Origin of the sequence: Kitasatospora sp. HPM-01-4 (assembly GCF_051374625.1) — a bacterium.
In the GTDB taxonomy this organism is placed as follows: domain Bacteria; phylum Actinomycetota; class Actinomycetes; order Streptomycetales; family Streptomycetaceae; genus Kitasatospora.
This window is the reverse complement of the sequence record NZ_JBPQGP010000005.1, coordinates 4,539,891-4,555,661: the sequence shown is the minus strand read 5'-3', so window position 1 is coordinate 4,555,661 and position 15,771 is coordinate 4,539,891. Positions and strand designations below refer to the sequence as shown.

Here is a 15,771-nt window from a genome sequence, read left to right as displayed (position 1 = left end):
ATGACAGCAGCAGCCAATCAGAACGGTCGGCGACCCACCACCTCCCGGCGTCTGGAGCGGGCCGGCATCCGGGATGTGGCGGCAGCCGCCGGAGTGTCGATCACCACTGTCTCGGACGCCCTCAACGGCAAGGGGCGCCTGCCCGACGAGACCAGAAGCCGGGTGCGCGAGGTGGCCGAGCGCCTCGGCTACCGCCCGTCCGCCGCCGCCCGGACCCTGCGCACCGGCCGGTCCGGCCTGATCGGGCTGACCGTCACCACCTACGGCGAGGAACCGTTCACCTTCACCGAGTTCGCCTACTTCGCCGAGATGGCGCGGGCGGCCACCAGCGCGGCACTCGGCCGCGGGTACGCACTGGTGGTGCTGCCCGCCTCCTCCCGGCACGACGTCTGGAGCAACATCGCCCTGGACGGCACCGTGGTGATCGACCCGCCCGACCAGGATCCGCTGGTCAGCGAGCTCTACCGGTCCGGGGTGCCGGTGGTCAGCGACGGCAAGCCCGGCAACTGCCCGGTCACCGCCTGGGTGGACAACGACCACGAGGCCGCCGTGCTCGGCATCCTGGACCACCTCGCCGAGGCCGGCGCCCGCCGGATCGGACTGCTCACCGGGACCAGCACCGACACCTACACCCGGCTCTCCACCGAGGCCTACCTCTCCTGGTGCCACCGGATCGGCCAGGAGCCGGTCTACGAGACCTACCCCGCGCACGACCCCGCCGCCGGCGCGGTCGCCGCCGACCGGCTGCTGGCCCGCCCCGACCGCCCCGACGCGGTGTACGGCCTGTTCGACCCCAACGGCACCGACCTGCTCGCCGCCGCCCGCCGGTACGGCCTGCGGGTCCCCGACGACCTGCTGCTGGTCTGCTGCAGCGAGAGCGACGTCTACGCGGGCACCGAGCCGCCGATCACCACCCTGTCGCTCAAGCCGCGCCGGATCGGCACCACCGTGGTCAACCTGCTGATCGACGCCATCGAGGGAGTCGACTCCGGCTCCGGTGCGGCCGCGGCGGGCCCGCTGGGGGGCGCCCGGCTCTTCCCGCCGCGCTTCCGTACCGCCGGCACCGGACCGCCGCCGGGCACCCTGATGCCCACCGAGCTGATCGTGCGGGCCTCCTCGCAGCGCCGCAGTCCCCGGACCACCATCAGCGCACCCCGCCCTCCGGGCGAGGTCTAGACCGCCACAGGATGGGACAAAACGGGGCGTACATCGCCTCGGCGAAGCCGCCGGAAGGACCGTCCGGGCCCGCTCGGAGCGGGTGGGCGAGACTCTCCGGACGATTGGATACCGACCAGGTGAGGACGCCGGGAGAGTGGTCTTCCTATGATGGGCGAATGACACCCGAGGACCGCTTCCCCGGGCCTGAACTGCCCGACTCAGGCCCCCACCACCCCCAGGACCTCGACGTGCTCCCGTACGGCTCCTACTACGAGCCTCCCGAGCCGCCGCCCGGGTACGGCTACGAGTCCACCTACAGCGGCTACGGCGGTGCCCGCTTCCTCGAACAGCACTGGCCGATGCACAGTCACCCCGACGACGTGACAGTGCAGATGGTCCACCGCGAGCCGCTGCCGGCGCCCGTCCACCACGAGGACCCGCCGACCATCGAGCTGGGCCCGCCGCTCACCCCGCCGCTGCCCGAAGAGGTGCACTTCCCGTACCCGCAGCCCGCCCCCGGCGAGGCCCCCGGCCCGCTGTACGTGGTCGGCGACGTGCACGGCTATCTCGACGAACTGCGCGCCGCGCTGCACCAGCAGGGCCTGATCGACGCCGAGGGCCACTGGTCCGCCGGCCGCGCCCGGCTCTGGTTCCTCGGCGACTTCACCGACCGCGGCCCCGACGGCATCGGCGTCATCGACCTGGTCATGCAGCTCGCCGCCGAGGCCGCCGCGGCCGGCGGCTACTGCCGGGCACTGATGGGCAATCACGAGCTGCTCTTCCTCGGCGCCGCCAGGTACGGCGACGAGCCGGTCCAGTCCACCGCCGGCACCGCCTCCTTCCTCGCCGCCTGGCGGCTCAACGGCGGCCAGCAGCAGGACCTGGAGCGCCTGGAGCCGCACCACATCAGCTGGCTCTCCCGGCTCCCGGCGATGGCCCTGGAGGACGACCACCTGCTGCTGCACTCCGACACCACCGCCTACCTGGAGTACGGCGAGTCCATCGCCGAGGTCAACGACGCGGTGCACCACCTGCTCGCGGACGAGGGCGCCGACGAGTGGTGGGACTGCTTCCGCCGCTTCACCAAGCGGTTCGCCTTCCGCGGCCAGGCCGGGCCGATGGCCGTGCACGAGCTGCTCGGCGCCTACGGCGGGCAGCGCGTGGTGCACGGCCACAGCCCGATCCCGTACCTCACCGGCTCCGCACACGCCGAGGAGGGCGTACCGCCGCACGTCCCCGGCCCGTACATCTACGCGGACGAGCTGGCCATCGCGATGGACGGCGGGGTCACCATGGAGGGACGGCTGCTGGTCGCCAGGCTGCCGCTCAACTGAGTAAGACCGACCGGCGATAGGGAGCGTGGATCAAGAAGGGGGTCCCCCCGGCCGAAGGCTGGGGGAGGGTCGAGAGCCGAGTCTGGGCAGCGTGAGGAGGGCGCAGCGGCGCTGCGCGCGACGAGGGATGTGCGTTCAAGGGCCCCTCCTGCCCGATGGCGGGCAAGGAGGGAGAGAGCTATCGGCACGCGACGCCGCGGGCCCTATTGCCGGTCGGTCTAAGCCCAGGCCATGGCGTCCGGTCCGGGGACCGGCCGGGCGCCGGCGGCCGGAGGCGGTCACCCCGGAGTGAACAGCCGTCCCCGTCCGTGCGCCGAGCGCCGCCGAGTCCTGCGGCCCGGCCTGCGGCCCGCCCGGCTCCACCGGCCCGGACAAGGTCCGACTCTGCTTCGGCGTCGCCGATTTGACGCAGTGTCCACCGATCTATCCTGACCGCATGGACATCGTGATCCCGCTCTTCGACCGGTTCGAGCCGCTGGATGCCATCGGCCCCTACGAGATCCTCGCCCATGTGCCCGGCGCCACCGTGCGGTTCGTCGCGACCGAGCCGGGGCGGGTCGCCGACGCCCTCGGCGCACTGACCGTGGAGGTCGGCACCCACTACGCCGAGGTCGAGCAGTGCGACGTGCTGCTGGTGCCCGGCGGGCGCGGCACCCGGAGCCTGGTCGACGACCGGGACTTCGTCGCCTGGGTGGGCCGGATCCACGAAGGCACCCGCTTCACCACCTCGGTCTGCACCGGCTCGCTGCTGCTCGGCGCGGCCGGGCTGCTCAAGGGCCTCACGGCGACCACGCACTGGGCCGCGACCGCCGAACTGGAGGCGTTCGGCGCCCAGTACACCCCCGAGCGGGTCGTCCGGCACGGCCGGATCATCACCTCGGCCGGGGTCTCCTCCGGTATCGACATGGCGCTCAGCCTCACGGCCCTGCTCACCGACGACGCCACCGCCCAGGCCGTCCAGCTCTACACCGAGTACGACCCGATGCCGCCGTTCGACTCCGGTTCGGTCGCCAAGTGCACGCCGGAGATCGTGGCGCAGGCCCGTACCCTCGGCTGACGGTCAGCGGGCGGACCGGCGCGTGAGCGCGGCCGAGCGCCGTACCCGGGGTCGAGCCTCTCCCGGGTACGGCGCTCGGTGCGGTCGTCCGCGCTCCCCGTCGACCGGCCGGTCCTACAGGGTGGCGAGGTTGTCGGCCAGGTCGTCGAGGCCGTAGGAGCCCTGCGAGAGGGCCTTCATGTGCCAGTCCTTGAGGTCGAAGGCGGCACCGTGGCGGCGCCTGGCCGCCTCGCGGCCCCGCAGCCAGGCTCGCTCGCCGAGCTTGTAGCTGATCGCCTGGCCCGGCCAGCCGAGGTAGCGGTCCACCTCGCCGATGCGGCGCTCGGCCGAACTGCCGTGGTACGCGGCCATGAACTCGTTGGCCAGCGCCGCGTTCCAGCGCTCGCCGGGGTGGAACGGGGAGTCGGCCGGGATGGCCAGTTCCAGGTGCATGCCGATGTCGATGATGACGCGGATGATGCGCAGCATCTGCTTGTCGAGGTAGCCCAGGCGGCGGGCCGGGTCGGTGAGGAAGCCGAGTTCGTCCATCAGCCGCTCGGCGTACAGGGCCCAGCCCTCGGTGTTGGCGCTGACGCTGCCCAGGGTGACCTGGTAGCGGCTGAGCCGGTCTGCGACCTCGACCCACCGGGCGAGCTGGAGGTGGTGGCCGGGGACGCCCTCGTGGTACCAGGTGCTCACGATCTCCCAGGTCGGGAAGGTGTCCTTGCCGAGGGTCGGCAGGTAGGTCCGCCCGGGACGGCTGAAGTCGAGGCTGGGCCGGGTGTAGTGCGGCGCGGGCGAGCTGCCGGGCGGGGCGATCCGCGACTCGACCCGGCGCAGCGGCCCCGAGATGTCGAAGTGGGTGCCGTCCAGCGCCTCTATCGCCTCGTCCATGATCTGCTGCAGCCAGACCCGGATCTCCTCCTCCCCCTTGATGACGTGGCCGTGCTCGTCCAGGTGGTGCATGGTCTCCAGCACGGTGGCGCCGGGCAGGATGCGCCCGGCCTCGGTCCGCATCTCGGCCAGGTTCCGGTGGAACTGGTCCCAGGCCCAGGCGTACGCCTCGTCCGCCTCGACGTTCGCGCCGGTGAAGAGCCTGGCGGAGCGCAGGTAGCGCTCGCGGCCGACCGCGTCCGGGACGTCGGCGACGGCGGGCAGGTACGTCCCGTGCAGCCAGTCGCGGAACTCGCCCACGGCGGCGGTCGCCCGTGCGGCGGCCGCGTCGAGTTCGGGGCGCTGCCGGGCGGTGCCGGCGGAGACGAAGCCGGCGAACCAGCTCGCGCCGCCGCTGTCCCGGCCGGTCCAGGCGTCGAGTTGGCGGATCACGGCGCCCACCTGGCGCGGGGCGGAGAGCAGGCCGCGTGAGATCCCCTCGGTCAGGGTGACCCGGTAGCCGTCCAGCGCGCCGGGGAGGTTGCGCAGCCGGCCGGTCACCGCCGTCCAGTCGTCCTCGGTCTCGGTCGGCATCAGGGTGAAGATGGAACGCAGCCGGTGCACGGGGGAGTTGAGGTTGCGCAGCGCACGGTAGTGGTCGCCGGCGTCGTGCACGGCGAGCGCGGCGGTGAGCCGCTCGCGCAGCAGCCGGGCGCAGGCCTGCTCGGCGGGGTCGCCGGCCGTCTCTTCCCCCTCGAGCCTGGCGAGGGTGCTGCGGGCGAGATCGGCGAGCGCCTCGAAGCCTTCCGGCGACAGGTCGGGCTGCCGGTCGTCGCCCCGGTTCAGCCCCAGTGCGGTGGAGGTCGCCGGGTCCTGCGCGGCCACCTGGTCCACGTAGTCGTCGGCGATACGTCGTGGCGTGATCAGCTCATCTGGCATTCCCTCATCTTGGCCCGGCCGAGGCCCGGACGTCAGCCCTCTCCGCCCTCCGGCCCGGAGATCCGGTGTGCCGGTCGGTCTAAAGCTCCCAGAGCCCCTTTCCCAGCGTGGAGAGCCCGCCCGCCAGGGCGAGCAGCAGCACGGTCCACCGGGCGCGCCGCTCCGGCACCCGGTCGGCGAGCGCCTTCCCGATCACCGCTCCGCCCCCGATGCCCGCCGCGACCAGCAGCCAGGCGGTCCAGGTGAGCCGTGGCAGGCCCTTGGCCGAGACGGAGAGGGCGTTGACCAGGACGCCGTAGAACTGCGCACTGGGCACGAACTCCTGTGCCGTCCAACCCGCGTTGACCGCGTACAGGGAGACGGCCGGACCGCCGACACCGGCGGCGGAGTTCATGAACCCGCTCGCGGCACCTGCGGTGATCGCCCCTCGGACCCCGCGCAGGGCGGGCACCCGGACCCCGGCCATCACCAGCGCCACCGCCACGCTCACCAACGCCCCCATGGTGGCCAGCAGTTCGGACTCCGGCAGCCGCCCGGCCAGCCAGGCACCGACCGGTACGGTGCACGCGGCCGCGGCCACCAGCGGCAGCATCGCCCCCAGCCGGACCCGCCGCCAGCCGTCGACCAGCCCGATCGCGCTGATCGCCCCCGCCGCGCAGTTCGCCAGCACCACACCCTGCCCCGGCCCGAGCAGCAGTACCAGCACCGGCGCCGCGACCAGCGCGAACCCGACCCCGGCCACCCGCTGCACGGACGCGCCCACCAGCACGACGCACCCCAGCGACAGGTCGGCCACCCAACTCCCCGTCACGGCCCGCTCCTCACAGACATCTCGATGGCAGGTGCCGCCCACGGGCGGCGGTGCGCCCACCGCCGCCAGCCGCCGGTCCCGCCGCAGGGCGTGGCCGTCATGCGGCAGCCGGTGGTCCGGGACGTCCGGCGCGGCACGCTCCGGCGCTGACCGTTCCCCGTGCGGCGGCTGTTACTCCCTCGCCCCCGGACCGGCAGGATCCTGCCCCGATGCGGTCTTGATGGCCGCTCCCACACAGAAGATCATGGAAGACGTCGGCCGGCCCGGCGGGGAGCGCCACGGTCCGGCCCGACATCCCGTCAAGTCGCGCGCGCATCCGCCGCCATCGGCACCCGCGCGCGCTCATCACCGGCCGGCGCAGCCGGCCGCGATCCCGGAAGCGAAGTGACCGTCATGCGGGTGAAAGCCTTCGACCACCTGGTACTCAACGTCCAGGACATCGAGCGTGCGCTGGAGTTCTACATCGGGCTGCTCGGCCTGGGGCCGGTGCGCGTCGACGAGTGGCGGGCCGGCCAGGCCCCGTTCCCCTCGGTGCGGGTCACCCCGGAGACCATCATCGACCTGGTCACCGGCCCCCGGGAGGGGTCGAACGTCGACCATCTCTGTCTCACCGTGGAGCCGCTGGACTGGCGTGAGGTGACCGAGTCGGGCCGGTTCACCGTCCTCGAAGGGCCGGTGAACCGGTTCGGCGCGCGCGGCACCGCCACATCGGTCTACGTCCAGGACCCGGACGGCAACACCGTCGAACTGCGCTGGTACCCGCAGGACGCCGAGGGCTGACCGGACCGGGGCGGCCCCCGGTGCGCCGGTCCCGGCTGCGCCGGAGCGCCACACGGACGGACCGAGGGTGCCGCCCCGGGCTTCCACAGCATCCCGGAACGGCACCCTCGGTGGACCTCATCGGGCCGGCGGAACGACCGGAGCCTCCGGGGCCGCGGGGGCCGCAGCGGCGGCAGCCGGGACCGCGGGAGCCACGACCTTCTGGCGGTTCGCCATCGACCGGACGAAGTTGACGACCATCATGACGGGCAGGATGAAGGCCTTGAAGAAGATGATGTAGTGGCCGCCCTCGAAGATGAAACCGAGGTACACGGCATAGCCCACGAAGCCGACGCCGGCGATCGCGTTGAAGACCCGCCAACCGGTGCTGAGGCCACTGGAGTTGACGGAGGCGATCACGAGCATCGCGATACCGCTGCCGAACAGCAGCACGGCGTACCAGGAGAAGAGGGGCTCGGCACTGAAGTCGAGGTTCACAGACGTCCCATATAAAGATCAGATAAGCGATCAACAGAGGACGCGTACGGTACCGGACCCCGCTGCCGCCTGTCCCCCGGTTTCCGCCCGGCGGGCGGCCTGAGACGAGCCGTCAGGGACGCCGGAGGGTGTTACGCGCTGGTGACGATTCCATGATGACAAGCACACGATCTGCCTGCGAAAATCTTCACATCGCAGCCAGTGATCCGCGCGAACGAGCAGCGGACCGGATGGCAGACCAAGCTCATGCCGCCTGCGACACCATGCCGCTCACCTGCAAACACATTCCTCGGGGGGAATCAACCATGTTCGCGGACTCGCTCGCCCGTCGCTCCCGCCTGCTGGGCGCCACCGCCCTCGTCATCGCCACCGGCGCCGCCGTACTCGCGCCGACGGCGGCGTTCGCCGACACCGCGGCTCCGGGCGCTGCCAAGCCGGCGGTCAGCACCACGCTCGGGTCCGCCGCCAAGCCGGCCCCGCTCGCCCTCGACGGCGCGGCCGTCGGTTCGCCGGTGCAGTCCGGCACCCAGGTCGTCCAGTCGTTCTCGGACTCCGAGGGCACCGTCTCCTTCCAGAAGCCGTTCGAGACCACCCTCACCCTGGCCAACACCGGCGCGGCCATCGACTCCGAGATCCGCCCGAACCTCGACCTCAAGTGGGGCGCGGACAACGCCCCGGCCGACTTCACCCTGGACCTCTGGCAGGACGGCGCGTGGGCCCCGGTCACCTCCACCGGGAACTACTGGCACCTGCCCGCTCTGTCCAACGGTCTCGGCGAGGGAGCGAGCCACAGCTACAAGCTGCGGGTCTCGCTCAAGAACTACACCGCGAAGGCACCCACCTTCACGGGCTGGCTCACCGCGATGTCGACCACCGAGCAGGGTCCCGTGGCCGAGACCCAGGTCGCGCACGTGACCGTGGACGGCACCCGGGTGCAGTCCGGCACCCAGGTCGTCCAGTCGTTCTCGGACTCCGAGGGCACCGTCTCCTTCCAGAAGCCGTTCGAGACCACCCTCACCCTGGCCAACACCGGCGCGGCCATCGACTCCGAGATCCGCCCCAACCTCGACCTCAAGTGGGGCGCCGACAACGCCCCGGCCGACTTCACCCTGGACCTCTGGCAGGACGGCGCATGGGCCCCGGTCACCTCCACCGGGAACTACTGGCACCTGCCCGCCCTGTCCAACGGCCTCGGCGAGGGAGCGAGCCACAGCTACAAGCTGCGGGTCTCGCTCAAGAACTACACCGCGAAGGCACCCACCTTCACCGGCTCGCTCACCGCGATGTCGACCACCGAGCAGGGTCCCGTGGCCGAGACCCAGGTCGCGCACGTGACCGTGGACGGCACCCCGGTGCAGACCGGCTCCGGCAGCTCGACCGACCAGCCCGGGCAGCCTTCGGGGTCCACCGCGGTCAACGCCGGCCTGACCGACACGGCCAAGGCGCCCGCTAGCCAGGTCGTCCGAGCGGCCGACACCTCCTCGACCCCGTCCACCGACCTCACCCCCGCTTCCGCCTCGCTCGCCTCCACCGGCGGCGGGAGCAACTCCGGTGCCCTCATCGGTGCGGGCGGAGCCCTCGTGGTGCTCGGCGCCGGCGCGGTCTTCTTCGCCCAGCGCCACCGCCGCCAGACGCAGAACTGACACGAACGACGACGAAGTGGTGCCCCGAGCGGTTCTGGCCGCTCGGGGCACCACTCGGTTTCCGCCGGACATGCCCTGAGCGCCCTCAGCGCGGTTTGCGGCGATACGGCGGCAGCACGGCACCGGGTGTCCGCCGCCGGCCGGTCATCGAGGCCGACGTCAGTCCGGGACAGGCGCACTGCCGCAGCGGTGCCGGTCGTCCACCGGGCACCGCCGACGCGCGGCGGACTCTCAACGGATGCCGGAGCCCGGGTTGGCGGCGTCCCAGTGGACGCGGTGGTCGGTGATCTCGTCGTGGTGCCTGAGTGACCAGTCGGTCAGCGTCCGGATGAGGTGGGCAAGACTCCGTCCGGTCTCCGTCAGCTCGTAGTCGACCCTGGGCGGCACCGTGGGGTGGACCGTACGGGACACCATCCCGTCGCGTTCCAGCCGCCGCACGGTGAGCGTGAGCATCCGCTGCGAGATGCCGCCCGGGAGAGCCCGTTGCAGCTCCCGGAAGCGCCGCACCCCCCGGCTCAGCTCGACCACCACCTGTACCGACCACTTGTCGCCCAGGCGGTCCAGCACGTCGCGGATCCCGCACTCCTCCCGGGAGTCGAACAGTCCGGCGGTGGTTACTCCGGTGTGCCCCGGTGACATGAAACTGCCTCCTTACCCGAACGCTGTCGGCTGTCGAGGATGGATCCCGTTCCCCTTCGAGAACAGCGATGGAGTCTCAGATGATCCTTGTCACCGGTACGTCCGGATCCCTCGGCGGCCTGATCCACCGTCGGCTGGCAGCCGCTGGAGCGCCCGTGGTCGCGGGCTCCAGGACCCCGCCGGACGGCGGGCGGCGGGTCGACCTCGACGACCCCGGGAGCCTCGCCGACGCCTTCGCCGGCATCGACGTCCTGGTCCTGGTGTCGGCCGGGTACGCGGAGGACGACGTCGTCGTCGCCCGGCACGGGGCCGCGATCGAGGCGGCGGCCCGTTCGGGTGTGCGCCACGTCTTCTACACCAGTCTGTCCGGTTCGGGCGACCGTATGACGATCGCGCTGCCGCACCGCTGGACGGAGAGCGCCCTGGCGGCGGCACCACCGGCCTGGACGGTCCTGCGCAACGGGATCTACGCGGAGTTCGCGGCGGGCCTGGCGGCGGCGGGCACACGCGTCGCCGTCGACGAGGGCGTCTTCCGCCTCCCGTGGGGGCAGGGGAGTCTGCCGGTGGTGGCACGGGAGGATCTGGCCGAGGCCGCCGCGAGGGTGGCACGCGAGGCGCAGCAGGCCATCGACGGCGGTGAGCCGTCGCCGCATGCGGGCCGGACCTACGAGTTGGAGGGCCTGACGTCCGTCGGGGGTGCGGACCTGGCGGACGCGCTGGCCGAGGCGACCGGCCGGCCGGTTCGGTACCAGCCGTCACCGCTGGGTGAGACCTGGAGCACGCTGGCGGCTGCCGGGGCGGCTCCGTACCAGATCGCGCATGCCGTCTCGCTGTACTCGAACGTCGGCGCCGGGTTCACGGCACCCGCCCGCTCCGACCTCCCGGACCTGCTGGAGGCCCCGCCCAGGTCGGCCCGTGAGCTGATCGTCTCTGCCGCCCGGGAGTCGGCCGCCGCGATCCGGTAGGAGGATGTCTGGTGCCAAGGGCCCGCCGGCGCACGGGCGTTGAGGCGAGGGCACGCCCTCGACCGGCTCCGACGACCGTCCGACGGCGGACAACGGGGCTGCGGGATTCCGTGGAACCCACAGCCCCGTCTCCCCTCGGTCCGGGTCAGTCCGCCAGCGGGAGGTAGACCCGGTTCCCCTGGGCCTTGAACTCCTCGGACTTGGTCTTCATGCCCTCGATGGCGGCCTCGTCGTAGTCGGCTGAGGCCGCGCCGTCGCCGTACTTCTCCGCGATGCTCTTGCTGATCTTCATCGAGCAGAACTTCAACCCGAAACCAGCACACACGCTGGCCTCCCGCACGCCGGCCAACCACGCCGGCGCGCCGCCTGACCAGACGAGACCGTTCAGTACGGGAGCAGAACCGTGGTGTCGAGGGTGAAGCCAAACGGCTCGGGGATGTGGATGGCCTCCCCGAAATCGGCGTCCTCCCTCATCCGGTAGCGACCGGCCTCGGGCTCGCCGAAGAGCGTGACGGTCTTCTGCGCGGCGTCCACCAACAGGTAGAGCGGGATCTGCATCAGCGGATAGTCACGGAGCTTGCCGACCCAGTCGTTCTCCGGGTTCGACGGCGAGACGATCTCAACTGCGATGAGGGCCAGCTCGGCCGGAACCTTGTTCTCCGTGCTCGTCATGGCCTCTTCGGGGAGATATGTGAGGTCAGGATTTCGCAGCTTCGACACCTGAGGTGAGGACAGATCCATGTTCCCCGTGGAGAGGTATCCAGCCGGAGCATGAGCCTCGAACTGTCGGCGGACAACGGAAAGGTTCCGCTCGTGGATGGCCGAGGGCGACGCCTGCATGATGACGATGTCCCCAGAGAGCTCGATCTTGAAGTTCGCCGGGGCGGACCTGCGGAACTCCTCGATCAAGGCAAGGTGCTCAGGGTTCATCTGTCCTCCTGGAGTATGGCCCGGCACCACGCTACCGGCTGACAACGAGACGGTGCCCCAGGACAGCCTCTTCGCGTCGAGGGGCATCTTCGTCAGTCCTTCGTCAGTCCGCCAGCGGGAGGTAGACCCGGTTGCCCTGGGCCTTGAACTCCTCGGACATGGCCTGCATGCCCTCCAGGGCTTCGGCGTCGTACTCGGTGGCGACCGCCGTGGCCCCCTCGCCGTGCTCGTCGCGGATCTTCTGGCTGATCTTCATCGAGCAGAACTTCGGGCCGCACATGGAGCAGAAGTGGGCCGTCTTGGCGGGCTCGGCGGGCAGGGTCTCGTCGTGGAACTCGCGGGCGGTCTCCGGGTCGAGGGCCAGGTTGAACTGGTCCTCCCAGCGGAACTCGAAGCGGGCGTCGGAGAGGGCGTCGTCCCAGGCCTGGGCGCCGGGGTGGCCCTTGGCCAGGTCGGCGGCGTGGGCGGCGATCTTGTAGGTGATGACGCCGGTCTTGACGTCGTCCCGGTTGGGCAGGCCCAGGTGCTCCTTGGGGGTGACGTAGCAGAGCATCGCGGTGCCCCACCAGGCGATCATCGCGGCGCCGATGCCCGAGGTGATGTGGTCGTAGCCGGGGGCGACGTCCGTGGTGAGCGGGCCGAGGGTGTAGAAGGGCGCCTCGTCGCAGATCTCCTTCTGGAGATCCATGTTCTCCTTGATCTTGTGCATCGGGACGTGGCCCGGGCCCTCGATCATCACCTGGACGTCCTTGGCCCGGGCGATCCGCCCGAGCTCGCCCAGCGTCCGGAGTTCGGCGAACTGCGCCTCGTCGTTGGCGTCCGCGATCGACCCCGGGCGCAGGCCGTCACCGAGCGAGAAGGTGACGTCGTAGGAGCGCAGGATGTCGCAGAGCTCCTCGAAGTTGGTGTAGAGGAAGTTCTCCTCGTGGTGCGCCAGGCACCAGGCCGCCATGATCGAGCCGCCGCGCGAGACGATGCCGGTCTTGCGGCGGGCCGTCAGCGGGACGTAGCGCAGCAGCACGCCGGCGTGGACGGTCATGTAGTCGACGCCCTGCTCGCACTGCTCGATGACGGTGTCGCGGTAGACGTCCCAGCTCAGCTCCTCGGCCCTGCCGTCCACCTTCTCCAGGGCCTGGTAGAGCGGCACGGTGCCAATCGGCACGGGCGAGTTGCGCAGGATCCACTCACGGGTGGTGTGGATGTTGCGGCCGGTGGAGAGGTCCATGACCGTGTCGGCGCCCCAGCGGGTCGCCCAGGTCATCTTCTCCACCTCCTCCTCGATCGAGGAGGTCACCGCGCTGTTGCCGATGTTGGCGTTGATCTTGACGAGGAAGTTGGTGCCGATGACGGCCGGCTCCACCTCGGGGTGGTTCACGTTCAGCGGGATCACGGCCCGGCCCGCGGCGACCTCGCTGCGGACGAACTCCGCCTCCAGGCCCTCGCGCAGTGCGATGAACTCCATCTCCGGCGTGACGATCCCCCGCTTCGCGTAGGCGAGTTGGGTGACCGCGACACCGTCCCGGGCGCGCAGCGGACGGCGCGGGCGGCCCGGGAAGACCGCGTCCAGGTTGCGCAGGTCGCCGCCGCGCGGCGAGGTGTGCCTGATCCCGTCGTCCTCGGGGCGGGCCTCGCGGCCGTCGTACTCCTCGACGTCACCGCGCTGGCGGATCCACGGGTCGCGCAGCGCGGGCAGGCCGCGGCGCACGTCGGCCTCGTACGCGGGGTCGGTGTACGGGCCTGAGGTGTCGTACAGCGGGACGGTCTTCCCGTTGGTCAGCCGGACCTCGCGGAACGGCACCCGCAGATCGGGGCGGGATCCCTGGCGGTACGCCTTGTGCCATGCCGGGGTCGGGTAACCGGTGCTCGCGCCGGAGACCTCGGCGGCCGCCGCCGGGCTGTGGGCAGGCTGCTGTGCATCAAAAACGGTCATCTCGGACCTTCTACTCCCTACGCCGGCATTACCCGGTCAGGTTCCTGCGGTCGACGCAGCGTTCGGTACGCACGTACCGGTCAGCGCCCTCTCAGCCCGGTGCTCCGAGCTCCCGTGTCCACAGGCGGTGTTGCCTGCGCAAGACGTCCAACACCGTAGCGGGCGGATCCCGACCGGTCCAGACGGGTTCCGGCCGGTCCGGACGGGTTCCGGCCGGCCCGGACGGGTTCCGGCCGGCCCGGACGGGTTCCGGCCGCCTCGGACAGCGGGCAGACTGGGGCCCATGGTGGGGAACACGGGCCGGGTCACCGGCAGGGTCGGCGCAGGACTGGTCGGCGAGGTACTGGTGCACGTACCGGAGCGGCAGGGGACGGAGGCGTTCCTGGCGTACCCGTCGGTGCCGGACGAGACGCTGCCGATCGGCACTCCGGTGGTCGTGGTGGAGTACCAGCCGCCGCGTACGGTCTACGTGGCGCGGGCGCTGGTCTGAGGCCCGGCCTGAGCGCTGATCTGAGCCCTGGTCAGAGCGCCGGCCCGGGCGCCGTTCGCGCCGGGAGCAGCGCCTGGTCGCGCAAGTCCAAATCGCCGGTATTGTCACTGCGTTGACGAAATCTTGACGATTTAGATGCACAACACGCAGTGCTCCCGCTTCCCAATTGATCACTTCAGGCGCAGAATCCTGCTGCCACCGCGTTCCGCGCCTTTCCTGCACAACAGAGCGCAGCCACGGAACCGGTGCCCTGAAGGGGGAGAATGCCGATGTTGATCGGCGTTGTGGGAGCGGTCGTCGCTCTCGTGGTCATCGTGACCGTCTTCAAGCTCATGTGGCGAGTGGCCGAGCCCAACGAGGCACTCGTCATCTCCGGTTCCAAGCACCGCGCCGAGGGGGTCGGCGAGAGCATGGGGTTCCGGATCGTCACCGGCCGCGGCACGCTGGTTACGCCCGGTGTGCAGGTGGTCCGCCGGCTCTCGCTCGACCTCAACGAGGCCGATCTGGACGTCGAGTGCGTGACCTCGCAGGGAATTCCGGTCCACGTCAAGGGTGTTGTGATCTTCAAGGTCGGCGACGACGCGGTGTCGATCGCCAACGCCGCCCGCCGCTTCCTGGACCAGCAGAAGGCGATGGGCACACGGGTGCACAACGTCTTCGCCGGTCATCTCCGGTCCATCGTCGGCGGGTTGACGGTCGAGGACATGATCCGCGACCGCGAGCGGCTGACCGGTGAGACCAGGGCCGCCTCGGGCGCGGAGATGGAGAAGCTGGGTCTGATCATCGACTCGCTGCAGATCCAGGAGATCCTCGACCCGACCGGGTACATCATGAACCTGGCCGCGCCGCACGCCGTCGCCGTCCAGCGCGACGCCCGTATCGCGGCCGCCGCGGCCGACCGCGCGGCCACCGAGGCCGAGCAGGAGGCCGCCGCCCGCAAGGCCGAGGCGACCCGCAACTCCGGTATCCAGCAGGCCGGTTACCAGGCCGAACTGGAGCAGGCCACGGCCCGCGCGATGCAGGCGGGACCGCTGGCGCAGGCCGCGGCCCGCCAGGAGGTCGTGGTCGAGGAGACCAAGGTGGCCGAGCTGGAGGCGCACCGCAAGGAGCAGCAGCTCCAGGCGGACGTCCGCAAGCCGGCCGACGCCCGCGCGTACGAGACCCGCACCAAGGCCGAGGCCGACCGTGACGCACGGATCTCGGCAGCCGAGGCGCACGCCAGGGAGACCGAGCTGAAGGCCGTCGCCGAGGCGAACCGGCTGAAGACCGCCGCTGCCGCCGAGGCCGAGGCCACCCGAGCCCGGGGTCTGGCCGCCGCCGAGGCGACCAAGGCGACCGGTCAGGCGGAGGCCGCGGCGGCCGAGGCCAAGGGTCTCGCCCAGGCCGAGGCGGCCCGCGCGCTGGGTCTGGCCGAGGCCGAGGGGATCAAGGCCCGCGCGGCCGCGCTCGCCGAGAACCAGGAGGCCGTGGTCGCCCAGCAACTCGCCGAGAAGTGGCCCGAGATCGTCCGCGCCGGTGCCGAGGCCTTCGGCAACGTGGACCACATGGTGCTGCTCAACGGTGCGGACGGGATGGGCGAGATGTTCGCCAAGGCCCTGACCATGGGCGGTACCGGCCTCGGGCTCGCCCGCCAGCTGCTGGCCGCGATGAACACCGGCGGCGGCGAGGCGGAAGCCGTCCCGGGTGCACCGGCCGCGCCGGCGAAGCCCGTCAGCCAGGCGATCCCGGTGCAGGACCAGCAGGGCTGACCCCGCATGCCTCGGGCC

The 15,771-nt window shown here is 71.5% G+C and carries 16 protein-coding genes; 9 read left to right on the top strand and 7 right to left on the bottom strand.

Annotation, left to right across the window (positions count from 1 at the left end):
- The 3 genes from ACSMTC_RS19845 to ACSMTC_RS19835 all read left to right on the top strand — a co-directional run bounded on the left by ACSMTC_RS19845 (position 1) and on the right by ACSMTC_RS19835 (position 3,549).
- Positions 1–1,176, top strand: coding sequence for a LacI family DNA-binding transcriptional regulator (locus ACSMTC_RS19845; RefSeq protein WP_436561042.1), 1,176 nt, complete (start codon positions 1–3; stop codon positions 1,174–1,176).
- A 158-nt stretch (positions 1,177–1,334) separates the two neighbouring features.
- Entirely contained in the window at positions 1,335–2,492 is a 1,158-nt protein-coding gene (locus tag ACSMTC_RS19840; RefSeq protein ID WP_436561041.1) for a metallophosphoesterase, read from the top strand.
- 436 nt (positions 2,493–2,928) lie between these two features.
- Entirely contained in the window at positions 2,929–3,549 is a 621-nt protein-coding gene (locus ACSMTC_RS19835; protein ID WP_436561040.1) for a DJ-1/PfpI family protein, read from the top strand.
- Between the two features lie 114 nt (positions 3,550–3,663).
- On the opposite strand, the gene ACSMTC_RS19830 is transcribed toward ACSMTC_RS19835, so the two are convergent.
- Together ACSMTC_RS19830 and ACSMTC_RS19825 are read right to left on the bottom strand one after the other, a co-directional pair.
- Positions 3,664–5,340, bottom strand: a complete 1,677-nt coding sequence (locus ACSMTC_RS19830; RefSeq protein ID WP_436561039.1) for a DUF885 domain-containing protein — start codon at positions 5,338–5,340, stop codon at positions 3,664–3,666.
- A gap of 79 nt (positions 5,341–5,419) precedes the next feature.
- The gene (locus ACSMTC_RS19825; RefSeq protein WP_436561038.1) at positions 5,420–6,151 is read right to left on the bottom strand and encodes a TSUP family transporter; all 732 of its coding nucleotides are present in this window, start codon (positions 6,149–6,151) and stop codon (positions 5,420–5,422) included.
- A gap of 24 nt (positions 6,152–6,175) precedes the next feature.
- On the opposite strand from ACSMTC_RS19825, the gene ACSMTC_RS19820 reads away from it, so the two are divergent.
- Together ACSMTC_RS19820 and ACSMTC_RS19815 are read left to right on the top strand one after the other, a co-directional pair.
- The gene (locus tag ACSMTC_RS19820) at positions 6,176–6,301 is read left to right on the top strand and encodes a hypothetical protein (RefSeq protein WP_436561037.1); all 126 of its coding nucleotides are present in this window, start codon (positions 6,176–6,178) and stop codon (positions 6,299–6,301) included.
- Positions 6,302–6,544: 243 nt separating this feature from the next.
- A complete protein-coding gene (locus tag ACSMTC_RS19815; protein ID WP_436561036.1) occupies positions 6,545–6,931 on the top strand; it encodes a VOC family protein in 387 nt (128 codons plus the stop codon).
- 117 nt (positions 6,932–7,048) lie between these two features.
- Here ACSMTC_RS19815 and ACSMTC_RS19810 read toward each other — a convergent pair whose 3' ends face one another.
- On the bottom strand, positions 7,049–7,408 hold the full coding sequence (locus tag ACSMTC_RS19810) for a hypothetical protein (protein ID WP_436561035.1): 360 nt from the start codon (positions 7,406–7,408) through the stop codon (positions 7,049–7,051).
- Positions 7,409–7,713: 305 nt separating this feature from the next.
- Here ACSMTC_RS19810 and ACSMTC_RS19805 point away from each other — a divergent pair, with 305 nt between their 5' ends.
- Positions 7,714–9,051, top strand: a complete 1,338-nt coding sequence (locus ACSMTC_RS19805; protein ID WP_436561034.1) for a hypothetical protein — start codon at positions 7,714–7,716, stop codon at positions 9,049–9,051.
- A gap of 231 nt (positions 9,052–9,282) precedes the next feature.
- On the opposite strand, the gene ACSMTC_RS19800 is transcribed toward ACSMTC_RS19805, so the two are convergent.
- A complete protein-coding gene (locus tag ACSMTC_RS19800; RefSeq protein WP_436561033.1) occupies positions 9,283–9,690 on the bottom strand; it encodes a winged helix-turn-helix transcriptional regulator in 408 nt (135 codons plus the stop codon).
- Between the two features lie 80 nt (positions 9,691–9,770).
- On the opposite strand from ACSMTC_RS19800, the gene ACSMTC_RS19795 reads away from it, so the two are divergent.
- Positions 9,771–10,655, top strand: a complete 885-nt coding sequence (locus ACSMTC_RS19795; protein ID WP_436561032.1) for an NAD(P)H-binding protein — start codon at positions 9,771–9,773, stop codon at positions 10,653–10,655.
- Between the two features lie 145 nt (positions 10,656–10,800).
- Here the strand turns inward: ACSMTC_RS19795 and ACSMTC_RS19790 are convergent, their stop codons facing one another.
- The 3 genes from ACSMTC_RS19790 to thiC form a co-directional block, all read right to left on the bottom strand.
- A complete protein-coding gene (locus ACSMTC_RS19790) occupies positions 10,801–10,947 on the bottom strand; it encodes a hypothetical protein (RefSeq protein ID WP_436561031.1) in 147 nt (48 codons plus the stop codon).
- 92 nt (positions 10,948–11,039) lie between these two features.
- Positions 11,040–11,585 carry a Uma2 family endonuclease gene (locus ACSMTC_RS19785; RefSeq protein WP_436561030.1) on the bottom strand — a complete coding sequence of 182 codons (546 nt, stop codon included), beginning with the start codon at positions 11,583–11,585 and terminating at the stop codon, positions 11,040–11,042.
- A gap of 103 nt (positions 11,586–11,688) precedes the next feature.
- Positions 11,689–13,515, bottom strand: a complete 1,827-nt coding sequence (thiC, locus tag ACSMTC_RS19780; protein WP_436561029.1) for a phosphomethylpyrimidine synthase ThiC — start codon at positions 13,513–13,515, stop codon at positions 11,689–11,691.
- A gap of 283 nt (positions 13,516–13,798) precedes the next feature.
- Here thiC and ACSMTC_RS19775 point away from each other — a divergent pair, with 283 nt between their 5' ends.
- Entirely contained in the window at positions 13,799–14,005 is a 207-nt protein-coding gene (locus tag ACSMTC_RS19775; protein ID WP_436561028.1) for a hypothetical protein, read from the top strand.
- A 263-nt stretch (positions 14,006–14,268) separates the two neighbouring features.
- Entirely contained in the window at positions 14,269–15,753 is a 1,485-nt protein-coding gene (locus ACSMTC_RS19770) for an SPFH domain-containing protein (RefSeq protein WP_436561027.1), read from the top strand.
- Positions 15,754–15,771: the final 18 nt, after the last annotated feature.